The sequence below is a fragment of the Collinsella aerofaciens ATCC 25986 genome, from assembly GCF_010509075.1.
Lineage (GTDB): Bacteria > Actinomycetota > Coriobacteriia > Coriobacteriales > Coriobacteriaceae > Collinsella > Collinsella aerofaciens.
Window position 1 is genome coordinate 982963 of record NZ_CP048433.1, and the last position, 15556, is coordinate 998518.

9 protein-coding genes are annotated in these 15556 nt (G+C 62.8%); all 9 read right to left on the reverse strand.

Features of this window, described 5'->3' with window-relative positions:
* Window positions 1-10: 10 nt before the first annotated feature.
* The 9 genes from GXM19_RS04600 to dnaE all read right to left on the reverse strand — a co-directional run bounded on the left by GXM19_RS04600 (window position 11) and on the right by dnaE (window position 15500).
* Window positions 11-997, reverse strand: coding sequence for a hypothetical protein (locus tag GXM19_RS04600; protein WP_006235377.1), 987 nt, complete (start codon window positions 995-997; stop codon window positions 11-13).
* Between the two features lie 181 nt (window positions 998-1178).
* Window positions 1179-2846, reverse strand: a complete 1668-nt coding sequence (locus GXM19_RS04605) for a formate--tetrahydrofolate ligase (protein WP_006235376.1) — start codon at window positions 2844-2846, stop codon at window positions 1179-1181.
* 146 nt (window positions 2847-2992) lie between these two features.
* A complete protein-coding gene (gene ruvB / locus GXM19_RS04610; RefSeq protein ID WP_006235375.1) occupies window positions 2993-4060 on the reverse strand; it encodes a Holliday junction branch migration DNA helicase RuvB in 1068 nt (355 codons plus the stop codon).
* Window positions 4060-4680 carry a Holliday junction branch migration protein RuvA gene (gene ruvA / locus GXM19_RS04615; RefSeq protein WP_006235374.1) on the reverse strand — a complete coding sequence of 207 codons (621 nt, stop codon included), beginning with the start codon at window positions 4678-4680 and terminating at the stop codon, window positions 4060-4062. The genes ruvB and ruvA overlap by 1 nt, the downstream gene beginning before the upstream one ends.
* Window positions 4680-5201, reverse strand: a complete 522-nt coding sequence (gene ruvC, locus GXM19_RS04620) for a crossover junction endodeoxyribonuclease RuvC (protein ID WP_035137351.1) — start codon at window positions 5199-5201, stop codon at window positions 4680-4682. Before ruvC ends, ruvA begins: the two co-directional genes overlap by 1 nt.
* Before the next feature lie 280 nt (window positions 5202-5481).
* Window positions 5482-7467, reverse strand: a complete 1986-nt coding sequence (locus tag GXM19_RS04625; protein ID WP_006235372.1) for an NAD(+) synthetase — start codon at window positions 7465-7467, stop codon at window positions 5482-5484.
* A 117-nt stretch (window positions 7468-7584) separates the two neighbouring features.
* Window positions 7585-7947: a desulfoferrodoxin family protein gene (locus GXM19_RS04630; RefSeq protein ID WP_040359260.1), complete on the reverse strand. Its 363-nt coding sequence runs from the start codon at window positions 7945-7947 to the stop codon at window positions 7585-7587.
* A 150-nt stretch (window positions 7948-8097) separates the two neighbouring features.
* The gene (locus GXM19_RS04635) at window positions 8098-11562 is read right to left on the reverse strand and encodes a DEAD/DEAH box helicase (protein ID WP_040359258.1); all 3465 of its coding nucleotides are present in this window, start codon (window positions 11560-11562) and stop codon (window positions 8098-8100) included.
* A 134-nt stretch (window positions 11563-11696) separates the two neighbouring features.
* Window positions 11697-15500: a DNA polymerase III subunit alpha gene (gene dnaE, locus GXM19_RS04640; protein ID WP_006235369.1), complete on the reverse strand. Its 3804-nt coding sequence runs from the start codon at window positions 15498-15500 to the stop codon at window positions 11697-11699.
* Window positions 15501-15556 lie beyond the last annotated feature (56 nt).

The window sequence follows — 15556 nt, forward strand, 5'->3', positions numbered from 1 at the left end:
CGCTCGTCCGCTAGTTTCCCTGCGCGCCCGAGATGCCGTTTTGCAGGGCGTTCCAGGCATCCGTCGCCATGTCGCCCAAGTTCTGCGCGGTGTCGCCCAGGTTCTGGGCCGTATCGCCCAGCTCTTGCGCCTTGTCTCCCAACTCCTGTGCCTTGTTGCTCAAGTCCTCCAGCGTGTTGGAGCTCGAGCTGTCGGTACCGCTTTGTCCGTCGGACGAGTTGCCCAAGCCGTTCTTGTGCGTGAGCTGAATTTCAAGGTTGCCGCTGTCGTTATAGTAGGCAGAAGTAACGACCCAGTTGGCATCGACGACGGGCGTTGAGCCATCATCAGTCAGGACCACGGCATTCGAAAGATCGGCCCCGCGCGACTTGAGGAGCTTTTTGGCGTTGGACCAGTACTGCCCCGGAATATCGCTCAGCTCTACTGAACCCGCTTGGGTGACCTCTGTCTGCTCGGCCGTCGTGCTGGTTGTAGCTCCTCGTTTGTTGAGCATGCCCGACACAACGGCGAACACAATCGAAAGGGCAAAGAAAATCGCCAGCACAATCAGGATCTTCTTGATCACGCTCGACGAACGCGATGGCTTCTTCTCCTCGTCCTCGTCATATTGCGGAATCGACTTGGGGTACTCGCGATACGGCTCGCGCGACTCGTAGCGAGGCTGCGCCGTGCGAGGCATATACGTCGTCTGCTGAGGCTGCGGAATGGGATTCTGCGGCAGGTTGTCATAGGGATTCGGCGTCGAGGCAGCATAAGAATCCTGCGGCGCGTAATCAAACGGATCCGGAGCTGCGTTGCCATAGGGGCCTTGCGAAGATGCAGCGTAAGAATCCTGCGCCGTGTCGCCATAGCCCATAACCCGGGTGGGCTCGGCAGAAGGCTGCGTCGCGGCGGGGTCGGTATAACCGGGGTTGGGAACAACGCGGGTCGCATCGGCGCTATCGCCAGCCTGCGCGGAACCGTAGCCGCCCATCACGGTTGTCTTGTCCTGATCCATGCAACGATTCCTTTCCGTCGCGCGTGAGCCTCAAGCTATCCATGCATTCTACCCGCGCAAAAGCCTATGATGGGCAGAGTCCGTCGGTATCTACAAGACATGCGCGGGCCTAAGGATCAAAAAAGCCCCGCCGGGCCTTGGTTGGCGCGGCGGGGCGGGCAAGCGGCTATGAGCAGCAGACTTAGAACAGGCCGGTGATGTTGCCGTCGTTGTCGACGTCGATGTTCTCTGCCGCGGGCACCTTGGGCAGGCCCGGCATGGTCAGAACGCTGCCGGTCAGCGCGACCACAAAGTGGGCACCGGCGGAAACCTTGAGCTCGCGCACGGTGATGCGGAAACCCTCGGGAGCGCCCAGCGCCTTGGCGTTGTCGCTAAAGCTGTACTGCGTCTTGGCCACGCACACCGGCAGGTTGCCAAAGCCGTTCTCGCGCAGCTCGGCGAGCTGGCGCTTGGCAGCCGGCGTAAAGTCGACACCGTCGGCGCGGTAGATCTTGGTGGCAACGGCCTCGAGGGCGTCGGCCACATCGGCGCCGTCCTCGTAGGCAAACTTGAGCTCGCTCGGCTGCTCGATCAGGCGCATGACCTCATCGGCCAGGTCGAGCGCGCCCTCGCCTCCCTTGGCCCAGACCTCGAACAGCTTAACGTTGACACCGAGCTTCTGGCACTCGGACTCGATGAGCTCGAGTTCGGCCTCGGTGTCCGTCGGGAAGCGGTTAATGGCGACCACGCAGGGCAGACCGTAGACATTCTGAATGTTGTCGACGTGGCGCAGCAGGTTGGGCATGCCGACCTTGAGGGCCTCGAGGTTCTCCTCGTTGAGGTCGGCCTTGGCAACACCGCCGTTGTACTTGAGCGCGCGGGCGGTTGCGACGACCACGACGGCGCTGGGACGAATGCCAGTCATGCGGCACTTGATGTCGAGGAACTTCTCGGCACCCAGGTCGGCACCGAAACCAGCCTCGGTAATCGCGACGTCGCCAAAGCGCATGGCCATGCGGGTGGCCATGATGGAGTTGCAGCCGTGGGCAATATTGGCGAAGGGACCGCCGTGGACAAACGCAGGCGTACCCTCGAGCGTCTGCACCAGATTGGGCTTGAGCGCGTCCTTGAGCAGGGCCGCCATGGCACCCTGAGCCTTAAGGTCACGGGCGCGGACGGGCTCGCCGGCATAGCTGTAGCCGACGACGATCTCGCCCAGGCGCTCCTTGAGGTCATTGATGCTCGTGGACAGGCACAGGATTGCCATGACCTCGGAGGCAACGGTGATGTCGAAGCCATCCTCGCGCGGTACTCCCTGGGCCTTGCCGCCAATGCCGTCGATAACATGGCGCAGCTGACGGTCGTTCATGTCGACAACGCGCTTCCAGGTGATGCGCTTAACGTCGATGCCGAGCTGGTTGCCCTGCTGAATATGGTTGTCGAGCATGGCTGCCAGCAGATTGTTGGCGGCACCGATGGCATGGAAGTCGCCGGTAAAGTGCAGGTTGATGTCCTCCATGGGGATGACCTGAGCCCAACCGCCACCGGCGGCACCGCCCTTCACGCCAAACACGGGACCGAGCGAAGGCTCGCGCAGGGCCACGGCGCTCTTGACGCCGCGACGGCGCAGGCCGTCGGCCAGGCCGATGGTCGTAGTGGTCTTACCCTCGCCTGCGGGCGTGGGATTGATAGCGGTCACGAGGACAAGCTTGGCCTGGTGATCAGTTGGCTCGTTGAGCAGGGAATAGTCGACCTTTGCCTTGTCAAAGCCGTACGGAATCAGATGCTTAACGTCGACGCCGGCGTTCTTGGCCACCTCGGTAATAGGCAGCGGCGTAACAGAACGTGCGATTTCGATGTCAGTAGGCATGGGCGGTCCTTTCGTTACCGGATGAGAAAAAGACCAATCCAGCATAGCACGCGCGCGCAATAGTAAAACGCCCGTAACCGACGAACGGCGATATGTTTACCCGATGCCCAGCGATAGCCTACAGATGCGCTAAAACAAGCCCATTCCTACAGGGTCGGCTCGATACCCAAATGCTCGAATGTGCGCAGGGTTGCCTGGCGACCCTGCGGCGTGCGAATCATCAACCCACACTGCAGCAGATAGGGCTCGTAGACATCCTCGAGCGTACCCGGGTCCTCGCCCACCGCACTGGCAAGCGTCGTCAGGCCGACGGCACGTCCGGAGAACGTCTTGGCAAGCGTCTCCAAAATGCGAATATCCATCCAGTCCAAGCCGAGCTCATCGATCTCAAAGAACTCGAGTGCCTGACGGCAGATATCGAGCTCGATGGGACCGTTGCCGCGCACCTGCGCATAGTCGCGCACGCGCTTGAGCAGACGGTTGGCAAGACGCGGCGTGCCGCGCGAACGCGAGCCGATCTCGAGCGCGCTGGGATGGTCAATCGTCACGCCCAGGATGGTCGCCGAGCGTGTCACAATCTGGGCGAGTTCCTCGACGGTGTAGTAATCCAGACGATACGAAATGCCAAAACGGTCGCGTAGCGGGCCGGTCAACATGCCCGAGCGAGTCGTTGCCGCCACCAGCGTGAACTTGGGGATATCCAGGCGAATCGAGCGTGCAGCCGGACCCTTTCCGATCACGATATCGAGGGCAAAGTCCTCCATCGCAGGATACAGGACCTCCTCGACCGAGCGGTTGAGGCGGTGGATCTCGTCGATAAACAGCACGTCGCCCGGTTGCAAGTTAGTCAGGATGGCAGCCAGGTCGCCGGTGCGCGCGATGGCCGGACCGCTCGTCGTCTTAATCTGAGCGCCCAGCTCGTTGGCGATAACCGTAGCCAGCGTGGTCTTGCCCAGACCCGGAGGGCCCGAGAAGATCACGTGGTCGAGCGTCTCGCCGCGGCTTTGCGCCGCCTCGATGAGCACGCGAAGGCTCTGCTTGATGTGTTCCTGGCCGCAGTAGTCATCCAGGCGCTGAGGGCGCAGGGTGCGGTCGACATCGAGGTCCTCGGGCGTCAGCTCCGAGCCCACCATGCGCTCGCCATGCGCCATGGATGCCGCCGGCGAGTTTCCGGGCGTCGACCACAGGTCCTGAGAATCATCGGCTTCCCACATCACGCATCCATTCCAAGTCGCTTAAGCGCCGCGCCGAGCAGATCCTCGACACGCATATCCTGCCCATCATACCCGCTCAGGGCAACATCGGTCTCCTGCGGGCTAAAGCCCATGGAAAGGAGCGCCGCACGGGCATCGTCGATGGCCGAGGGAGCAGCAGCGGGCACGGGCATCGCAACCTGGCCGGGAATCGCGTCGACCGGCACAAAGCCTTTGTCCTTGGCAAAGGTGCTCTTGAGCTCCAAGATGAGGCGCTGCGCTGTCTTTTTGCCCACGCCGGGTACCTTGGCCATGCCTTTGTCATCCTCGGCCATTACCAGGGAATACAGCTGTCCCACGGTATAGGTGGAGAGCACGGCGAGCGCCAGGCGCGGACCGACGCCCGAGACGGACACGAGCCGATCGAACATCGTGCGCTCGTCCTTGGAGGCAAAGCCAAAGAGCGTCATGGCGTCCTCGCGCACCTGCATACGGGTATAGAGACGCACCTCGCCGCCGGGTGTAGGCAGCGTGGCGGCAGTGCTGCCCGAGATGCCGAGCTCAAAGCCCACGCCCGACACATCGACAACGGCCGAGCTCATCGTGGCCTCGACAAGCGTTCCATGGAGCTGGGAAATCATCAGTATCCGGTTCCTCTCTGTTGATAGAACTCGCCACCGGTGAGGGCACGGGTGCGGCTGAGGTTTACGTGGCAGATGGCGCAGGCTAGGGCATCGGCTGCATGGTCGGGATGCGGGTCGTGATCGAGCTGTGTGAGCGTACGAACCATATACGCGACCTGCCGCTTATCTGCAGCGCCGGTGCCCACCACAGCCTGCTTAATCTGCATAGGCGTGTACTCGCCAATCTCGAGCGCGCACTCCGAAAGCGCCACGAGCGCGGCACCACGGGCATGCGCCGTGGGGATGGCCGAGCGGACATTAGCGCCAAAGTAGATGCTCTCGATAGCCGCGGTATCGGGACGGTAGCGTTCGACGACGCCCTTGAGGTCGCGGGCGATATGCGACAGACGCACCGCGAGCGGACTGCCCGCGCTGGTCTCGATACAACCGTAGGCACGGCAGCGAACCTCGCCGCGCCGCTCCTCGATAATCCCCCAGCCCGTATGGGCCAAACCGGGGTCGATACCCAAGATAACCAAGCCAGCCTCCCCTCGTCTTTTGCCAAGCACAAGGCAAGGCCCCGCGTATCATTCACGAACGTCTGTTCTAGAATAACACAACGGCGACCGTATCTAGCAAGCAAGGTTGAACCATAGGTTGAGCATAAGTCAGCGAGCGAGTCCCTGCCGTGGCAAGGTGTCGCGAAAGAGGAGCGCCGCGTACTTCTGTACGCAAGCGACGGCTTGAGCGGCAGATTGCCCGGCAGGGGCTCGCGCAGCGTCGACTCGTTACGCGGTTTGGCAAAACCGCGTAACCTTTTTAGTTCTGCGAGAAGAATGGGAACTGCCTCGGGTCCACCGGCGGTTGCGGCATCGGCGTGCCCTGGGGCCCACCTTGCGGTCCGCCCTGGCCGCCCATCATCTTTTCGATGGCGTCCTGGACCTCGCCCTCAAACTTTTTCATACCCTCATGCAGGCGACGCTGGCCATCCTCGGAGCGCAGCTCTTCCATCTGCTCGGGCGAAATACCCAACAGGTCACCCAGTAAGCCCATCATCTCGCCACGCATGCGTTCGCTTGTATCTTCGTCAGCAAAGCGATTCACCTCGGCGCGCGCCAGCGCATCGACCGTCATGCGTTCCTTGCCGCTCAACCCCAGGTCGGACCATGCGAGCATGTACGGCCAAGCGCGCTCGACAAACGAGCGGGCCGAGACGATCGGCGCCGTCGGCAGCTGGCGGCGAGCCGCCTCTCCCTGGCGCACGAGCATCAGCAGCAGTGAGCAGGCCTCGGGCTTGCCGGCAGCCATCGGAATGTCGTCGAAGGGACGGTTGCGGTCGACGTGCGACTCGAGCGTGCCATCGACCTCGCCCGGCTCAAGTCCGCCGAGCAGCTGCGCCGCACGATCGAGCATGTCGACCGGGCCGTCGAGCGTCGAGAGCGCCCGCGCCAGCACGCGCTCCATGCAATCCTCCACCGCGTTGAGCGTCACGAGCTCCTGCGGCACCACGGCGGACGTGCGGTTACGCACACGCGCCACAAACTCGAGCGTCGACAGGTATACGTCACCAAAGGGCGCATAATCGCCCTGGTAGCCGCCGCAAAGCGCGGGCGCCGCCAGCGCGTACTCAGTTTTGGACAGCGGGCTCAGCGCCATCGCACCCAGCTCGAGCGCCGTGTCCTCCAGCATGAGGCCCAGCGTGCGCGAGCGCAGACGCTCGGCATCGCCCGCCGACACGTCTCGATCGAGCACAGGCGCCGCATCCGGTGCATCGCGCTCAACCGTGCGAATATGCAGACGCTCGGCAATGGCGCGAACGGCGGCACAGCGAGCAGCCTCGGCCTCCTCCTGCGCCGGCGTAAAGATGCGGTTGCGTCCCAGTACCAGGCCGATCACGTTTCGCGGACCCAGGGCGTCGACGGCAAGCGCCGCCAGCAGGGACGACGGCAAGTCGCCCTCGAGCGCCACCACGGCGCGCGACGTACCGCGGGCGCGGGCGTTATCGCGAACGGCGAGCACCAGCGCCTGCCACAGCCACTCCTCGGAACGGAACTCGGGCAGTTCGTGATCTTCCAGGGCATCGAGCATCACGCCGCGCTGGATCTCCTGAACCAGCAGGCTCTCCTCAAAACACGGCGCTTGGGCCACCACGCGGCCGCAGTCGTCGAGCACAAACGAGCCGCCGGTATACACCGACTCATCGTACGCACCGACCGGCGCCATGCAGGCAAACCACACGCTGCGCTTAGATGCGATCTTGCGGTAGGCTCCGCTGCGCACGGCGGCGATCGCAGCGGTCTCGCGGTCGGTCATATCAAACGCGTTGAACTGGAAATAGACAATGAGGTCGACGCCGGTCGGCAGCATCTCGAGCTCGCGGTCCAAGTCGAAGATCACCGCGATGCGCACGCCGTCCACGTCAAACACCGGCGGTGCCCAACGGGCATCGCCGTTCCCACCGCGCTGCAGGGCAATGCTCGAACGGGCCGGCACCACATGACCGTCCTTGAGCATCATGTAGTCGAGCAGGGGCTGGCCCTCAAACGAAACCGCCGCGGGCACGATGCAGATCATGTCGAGCTCCTGGATACGCTCGGCGACGCCGGTCAAGCCGGCAAGCATGTCGTGCTCAAAGTCGGCAGCGCCCACCAGGCCGCCGGGCAGGGTTCCCATAAAGAGCGGAGCCGGCACGCACAGCACGCGCGCACCGCGCTCGTGGGCCAGGCGCGCCTGGTCCTCGATGCGACCGCAGATACCCTCAATATCACCCAGGCGCATATCGATCTGTGCAAGTGCGAGCTTCATGGCTCAGCCCTTTCCGTCGTAAACCATCGTTGTCGTAGTAAAAGCGCCGGCCGCATGATGCAGTCGGCGCTCGCATGTGCATATGCTAGCTATGATACCCCGAGCGGGGGCGCGCTCCTAGAACGTCGCGGACCACAGCCCGTGCAGGTTGCAATAGGCATAGACGGTACCGGTCTTGGAACCGCCGGCAAAAAACGTCGCGGGCTTCATGCCGGGTTCAAGGTAATGGACCTCCAGACGGCCCTCGGCCTCAAGGGCGATCCACTCGATGTAGTGCTCGGGCACCATAGGATGCTCGACCGAGCCCACACGTGCACGAATCACGTGACCGTCGCGCTCGCTCTCGACGACCGGCACGTGCTTCTCGTGCGCCGCGTCCTCGGTGTTCGCGGTCAGCTCCGTGCAGCCGGTAGGGGTTGCAACGTCGTTGCCAAGGGCGGCAATGAGCTTGCCGTCGGGGTCCTTAAAGAATTTCGCCATGATGCTCTCCTTTGCTGATGTGCCGATGTTCTCGATGTTTCTTATGCCCAAAGGCAAGCGAACCATCCACGGCATCGCAAATGAACACATAACGAGCGGGGACGACGGGGCAACGTGCGCTATCCGCCCTGGCGGCCCCACCCGAGCGGGTTAGCGCCCGTCGCCGCCGAGCAGCGCCAGAACATCCTCGCGGGTAAACAGCGCCGAGGAGATGCCGTCGCCGCCGAGCACACTGTTGACCAGGTCGCGTTTGGACTCCTGCATCCGCATGATGCGCTCCTCGATCGTGTCCTTGGCGATGAGCTTGTACACGGTCACGGTATGTTGCTGGCCAATACGGTGCGCGCGGTCGGTCGCCTGGTCCTGCGCGGCCACGTTCCACCACGGGTCGTAGTGAATGACCACGTCGGCCGCCGTCAGGTTGAGGCCCACGCCGCCCGCCTTGAGCGAGATCAGAAACACCGGCACCTCGCCCGCCTGGAACTGCGCGACCATCTTGGCGCGGCTCTCCTTAGACGATGCGCCCGTGAGCTTAAGAAAGCCGATGTCCTCCTTGGCCAGGCGCTTGCCAATGATATCGAGCATGCCCGTGAACTGGCTGAACAGCAGAATGTGGTGCCCGCCGTCGAGCGCACCGTGCACGAGCTCCATGCAAGCGTCGAGCTTGGCGCTCCCTGCCTTGTAGTCCTCGTAGTGTAGATGCGGGTCGCAGCAGATCTGGCGCAGCTTGGTGAGCTCGGCGAGCACCTTGAGCTTGTCTTTCTTAAACTCGGATACCTCGCGATGCTGCACCTGCTGGGCGATACGGTCTTGGTTGGCCAGGTAGAGCTTGCGCTGCTCGCCGGTGAGCTGTGCCATGACGGTGTCTTCGATCTTCTCGGGCAGGTCGGCCACCACGTCTTCCTTAACGCGGCGCAGCACAAACGGCGACACGAGCGCTTGCAAGCGAGCGGCGCTGTCACCCTCGGCGTGCTCGACCGGGCTTTCGAAGCGCTTGGCAAACGACTCGCGCGAGCCAAGCAGGCCCGGCATCAAAAAGTCGAAGATGCTCCAGAGCTCGGACAAGCGGTTTTCGATGGGCGTGCCCGTCAGGGCAAAGCGCACGCCGGCAGGCAGACGCTTGGCGGCGTGCGCCACCTGCGTGAGCGGGTTTTTAATGTACTGGGCCTCGTCGAGCACCACACGGGCAAAGTCCTGCTCGGCATACTCGTCGATATCGCGCCGCATGAGGTCATACGACGTTATGACCACGTTATGCTCGTCAGCGCCGGCTATCTGCACGCGGCGCTGCGCCTTGGCGCCCACGATAGCGCACACGTCGAGCGAAGGCGCAAAGCGCTCCAGCTCGGCGGTCCAGTTATACACGAGCGACGCAGGGCACACCACGAGCGTGGGCTTGGCATCCCCCGCCTCCACGCGCGCCAGGATATGCGCGATCATCTGCAGTGTTTTGCCCAAGCCCATATCGTCGGCCAAGATACCGCCGAGGCCCAGGTGCTCGAGCGAGCCGAGCCACTGGTAGCCGTCGACCTGATAGCCGCGCAGTGTGGCCTTGAGCGAGACCGGCACCGTAAAGTCCATCTTGCCGAGCGTATCCAAGCGCTCGACGGTGCGACGGAACGCAGCGTCGCGATCGGCTTCGAGCTCGGGCGTGCGCGCAAGCATGCTGTCGACAAACAGGGTACTCGACGCGGGAAGCGACACGCCGTCGAGCAGGTCGACAGCATCGACCCCCAGGTCCTCGGCAAGACCAAACGCGGCGCGGGCACCCTCGTCCAGGCGAATGATGTCGCCCGACGTGAGACGTGCAAACGTCTGGTGACGCTTGTAGGAGTCAAGGTAGATGGCAAGGTCTGCCGCCGAAAGGCCGCTCGCGCCCAGTTCGACATCGAGCAGGTTACTCTTGACGGTCGCGCGCACCGAAAGCTTGGGCGCAGGGCGGACCGAGACCTGGCGCAGGCGGTCACTGAGCATGACCTCGCCCAGCTCGGACAGGGCAGACAGGCCCTCGGTCAGCAAGTGGAACAGGCTCTCGTCATCGCGTTCCTCAAACGCCAGGCCGCCCTCGTAAAAGTCGAAATACAGGGCCGCCGTATCCATAACGCGAAACTCTGCCATCTCGTCGCGCGGCGGCACGCCCGGGCGCCGCTCTTCGAAGGGGCTGCCCGGAGCGCCCAGGCTAAAGAGATCTGCCGACCAGTCGCCGTAGGAAACCGTAATCTTGCAGGTCACAAGCCCGTCATCGACACCGATTGCCATGGCAAAGCTCGGCTCGGGCGCCACGGTGTCGAGCACGGCGGGAGCGGTGAGGCCAGTGTATTCGCGCAGCACGGGCAGTGCCATGCGGCAGAATTCGCCCACCTGTTCGGCGGCGATATGGACCGGCGTGCGACAAGGCAGCAGACGCGACAGAAACGGTGCGGCATGCTGGGCAAACGCTGCATCGGCGCGGCGCGCGCGGTGCGTGTCGACCAGATAGGCTGCGTCGCCTGCGACAAAGCAGTACGTATCGGCCGGCAGGCGCAGGTCGTAGCTGCCACCGGCCGCCGGCGCGATCTTGGCGGCAAGGAGCGGCGGCTGTTTCGCCGAGGCCTCGTCCTCCCCCACCGGCGATAACTCAACCGCAACCTCGTAGGAACGATGCGTCGTCGTTCCCCGCGACCAGGCGGGCTCAAAGGAAATGGTCCGGCCACGCAGCAAGTCCAGCATGTATACGATGTCATGCTCGGACAGCGGCAGCTGGCGCTCGGCGACAAAGCCGCTGCGTGCAAAATCGTACGACGCCGAACGCGAACTTGTGATGTCGCTCAGATACACAACCGTTGCCACAACAAGGTCGAGTAGGCGCACCGAAACCTCGTCGAAGGCCTCGGGCGCATGGAGGAATGTAAGCTTTTTGCCGTACGAGAACGTGCCGCCGCGCACGTAAGCGGCGGCCATGCCGTCGATGTCCTTGACCACGTAGGACACCGAGCCGCAGCGGATACGAAGCTCGAGCGCCCAGCTAAAGCGGTCGGCAAACAGCGGATTGTAGTACGGCACCAGCGAGGGCTCCAACACCGCCTTGGGGGCATCGGGGTCGACAGTGCCGGCGAGCTTGCGGCGCATGCCCGCCAACTCATCCATGCGCGCGTCCGAAAGATCGGAGAGCGCCTTCATGAGGCTCGGGCTCGTGGGGACGGGCGCCGGGAAGGGAAAGTTAGGGTTGACCGCCGGTGCGGCGGACGAGGGACGCGCGGCTTGCTTGGGCGCCGCCGTAAACGTGCGGACCGGCGTGCGCAGCCCCTCGACGGGCTCAATGCCGCTGGCATCCAGGTACGCCAGCGCCGTGGCGATGGCGTGCTTGCACATGCCGGGGTAGCGATAGGCAGCGGGGCAATCGCAGTCGTAGTCGATCACCTCGTGCTCGTCCATGTCGAGCGCCACGTGCGTCTTGTACAGGTCACCGCGCGAGCCGCGCACTGCACCCTCAAGCGTCACGTTTTTGGAGAAGCGCGAGCCGCTGTCCTCGATCGACAGCACGGCGCCGTTGAGCATGAGCGAGCGCCCCTTCATAAAGGTACTGCTGAGCGCCGCCTCCTTACGAAGCGCCTGCACAAACGTCCCCTGCGCCATCACTTCCTCCAATCCACCCACCGGATGATTTTTCTGGGACGGGGATGAAAAAATCATTCCCGTCCCAGAAAGACCGGTCTACCGCCACACGTCACCCAAAATGATTTTTTAATCCCCGTCCCAGAAAAATCATCTTAGATCACCGTCACTCTGCCTTGGTTACCCACGATGGCCTTGGCCTCTGCCAGCAGCGGAATCGAGCGCGCGTTGACCTTGGCAGGCACCTCGGCGCGCAGCACGCGCCCGTCCACCTGCTCGATAAAGATCTCCACGCGGTCGCCGCCCGGGTTGGTGGTGAGCACTGTGGCAAGACGCGCCATGTTGCCTTGGCTAAAGCGGCTGTTGGGCACCATGACCTCAAACACCTTGGGCTTGTTGTTCTCCTCGTTGAGCTCCAGCGGCACAATCTCCTGCGCGATGATCTGGTCGCCGCGGTCCGAGCGCTCGAGTTTGCCCTTAATACGAACAAACGCATCGGACAGCTGTGCGCCGGTCTCGGGATCGACCTCACCGTACAGGTACCCCTCGGCCTCCTTGTAGGTCTTGGGGAACACCACGACGGTGGCCTCGCCTTCCATGTCCTCGAGCTGAACGATGCCCATGGGGTCGCCGTTTTTGGTCACGCGCTTGGACACGCTCGAGACCATGCCGGCCCACCACAGTGCCTTGCCCTCGGGAATCTCCTGGTTGATGGTGCCGCCCGTAGGATTCTGAACTTCGTAGCCGGTGTCAATCTGCGAGAACGAGAAGTCGCGCGCCTTGGCTAGCGCATACTCAAACGGGCGCAGCGGGTGGTCCGAGACATAGATGCCCAGAACCTCCTTCTCCTGGCTCAGCTTGAGGTGGCGGTCCCATTCCTGGCCGTCCGGATCGGGCACGCTGACCTCGAAACCCGAGCCCTCAACATCACCAAACATGTCGAAGAACGAGGTCTGGCCGCTCGCGCGATCCTTCTGGCGCTTCACGGCGGCATCGATGATGTTCTCGGGGTTGTTCTTGTCCACAAAGTGCATCATCTGGCGGCGCGGATAGCCCGTGGAGTCGAAGGCGCCTGCCTTGATGAGCGATTCGATCACGCGGCGGTTGGCCTGGCTCGAGTCCACGCGCTCGACAAAGTCGTGCAGCGTCTTAAACGGACCGCCCGCCTCGCGCTCGGCGATAATCGCCTGCGCCACGCCGGTGCCCACGCCGCGGATACCAGCCAGACCAAAGCGCACGCCTTCCTTGGTAGCCGTAAACTCGGTACCGGACTCGTTGACATCTGGCGACAGCACGGGAATGCCGTCGTGACGGCACGCCGAGACGTAGTGCACGATCTTGTCGGTCTTGCCCGTGTAGGACGTCAGAACGGCCGCCATGTACTCGTGCGGATAATGCGCCTTGAGCCACGCCGTCTGCATAACCAGGATGGCGTAGCCGGCAGAGTGCGACTTGTTGAAGGCGTAGGACGCGAACTCGAGAACATCGTCCCAAATCTTCTGGGCGACCTCGCGCGTGTAGTTGTTCTTGATAGCGCCGTTCATCCAGTGGTCGTAGGTGGTCTCGTCCGAGCCATCCTCCCAGTGGAGCACCGTCGACGTGAGCAGCTTGATCTTTTTCTTAGCCACGGGCTTACGGATACGCGAGTCCGATTCGCCCTTGGAGAAGCCGCACATCTCGACGGAGATGAGCATAACCTGTTCCTGGTAGACCATGGTGCCGTAGGTTTCGCCCAGGATGTCGTCCAGACGGTCGTCGTAGGAGACGGCCGGCTCCTTGCCGTTCATACGGTTGATGTAGGACGAAACCATGCCGGCGCCCAGCGGGCCCGGGCGGTACAGGGCGATCAATGCCACGACGTGCTTGTACTCGGTGGGCTTCATGTTCTTGATCGTGGCCGTCATGCCGGCGGACTCGACCTGGAAGACGCCGGCGGTGTGGCCGGAACCCATGAGCTTAAAGATCTCGGGATCGTCAAAGGGAATCTCTTCCTCTTTGATGTCGATGCCGAAGTTCTTCTTGATGTTTGCCTTGGCCTTAGAGATAACCGTCAGCGTACGCAGGCCCAGGAAGTCCATCTTGAGCAGGCCCATGTCGGCAACGGTATGGCCCTCGTACTGGGTAATCTCGACGCCGCCCTTGGTGTCGAGCTTGGTGGGCACATGCTCGTTGACGGGGTCGCGGCAGATCAGAACGGCACACGCGTGCACGCCCTCGCCACGGGTGAGACCCTCAATCGAGAGCGCCGTGTCGATGATGCGGCGGGCGTCGTCGTCCTTTTTATAGGCCTCGGCAAAGTCGGGGTTAAACAGATCCTCTTTGCCGGGTTGTTTGTCGAGCACCTGCTTGAGCTTGACCTTGGGGTCGCTCGAGACCATCTTGGACAGGCGCTGGCCCATGTAGACCGGGTAGTCCAGGACGCGCGCGGCATCATTGATGGCCTGCTTGGCCTTGATGGTCGAGTAGGTGATGACGTGGGTGACCTTCTCGGGGCCGTAGAGCTGGCGAACGTGCTCCACGACCTCGAGGCGCCGCTCATCGTCGAAGTCCATATCGATATCGGGCATCTCGGTACGCTGCGGGGACAGGAACCTCTCAAACATCAGGCCGTTCTCGAGCGGGTCGAACGCGGTGATGTTCATGGCGTAGGCGACGATAGCGCCGGCGGCAGAACCACGGCCGGGGCCGACGCCGATGCCGTTGTCCTTGGCCCATTGCACGTACTCGGCAACGATCAAGAAGTAGGCAGCGAAGCCCTTGTCGCAAATGACTTTGTATTCGTACTCAAAGCGCTCTTTGATGTTGACGCCACCGATCTCGCGCGTGGCCCAGTCGTCGCCGTAGTGCTGGCGCAGGCCCTTCTCGCACTCGCGGCGGAACTGGCTCTCGTGCGTCTCGCCGGGATCGAGCAGCGGGAAGCGCGGCAGGATGATGGAATCCCAGTCGAGCTCGACGTAGCACTTATCGGCGATCTCGAGCGTATTGTCGCAGGCCTCGGGGCAATACGGGAACATCGCCCGCATCTCCTCCTCGGTCTTCATGTAAAACTCCGAGCCGGTCATGCGCATGCGGTTGGGGTCGTCGACTTTGGCGTTCATGCCGATGCACATGATGACGTCCTGCACGGGTGCGTCCTCGCGGCGCAGGTAGTGGAAGTCGTTGGTCGCGATGACCTTGACGCCCACCTGTTTGGCGATGTCGATGAGCGTACGGTCCATCTGCTCGTCGGTCAGGCCGTTGTCGGTGGTAATGCCGTGTTCCTGGATCTCGATATAGAAGTCGCCGGGGTCGAAGGTGTCGCGGAAGGTCTCGGCCCACTTGATGGCGCCCTCCATGTCACCGCGGTCGATGTACTTGGGGATGATGCCGGCGATACAGGCGCTCGTGCAGATCATGCCCTTGGCATGGCGACGCAGGTTGTCGAGCGTCACGCGTGGCTTGTAGTAAAAGCCCTGCACGGCGGCCTCAGAGACCGTCTGCATCAGGTTAACGTAGCCCTCCTGGTCCTTGGCCAGAAGGATCATGTGGTAGAGCTCGGGCTTGTGGTCGCGGGCGAGCGTCTCGTCCGGCGTAAAGTAGACCTCGCAGCCAAAGATGGGCTTGATGACCAGGGGAGGCTTGAGCTCGTCGATATTGCCCTTCTCGTCCCACATGGCCATGTCCTTCACATACTGGGCATGCTCGCGCGGGCTTTCCTCGGGATCGGGCTCCACCAGCTCGTCACGGCGGTCCTTTTCCAGGAAGGCCTTGTCGTGGCTCCAGGTTTTGTACTCGGGCGTGTTGTGGTTGACGGCGTCGCAGGCCAGCGCCAGGTCGGGCACGCCATACATGTAGCCGTGGTCGGTAATGGCCACGGCGGGCATGCTCAGTTCAACAGCGCGATTGACCATATCCTGGATACGGGTTGCGCCGTCGAGCATGGAAAAAACAGTGTGATTGTGCAGATGGACGAATGCCATGTGATGAGCTCCGATGCGGGTTCGTGTTCTGACTGAACGATTTTACCCCACGGCAC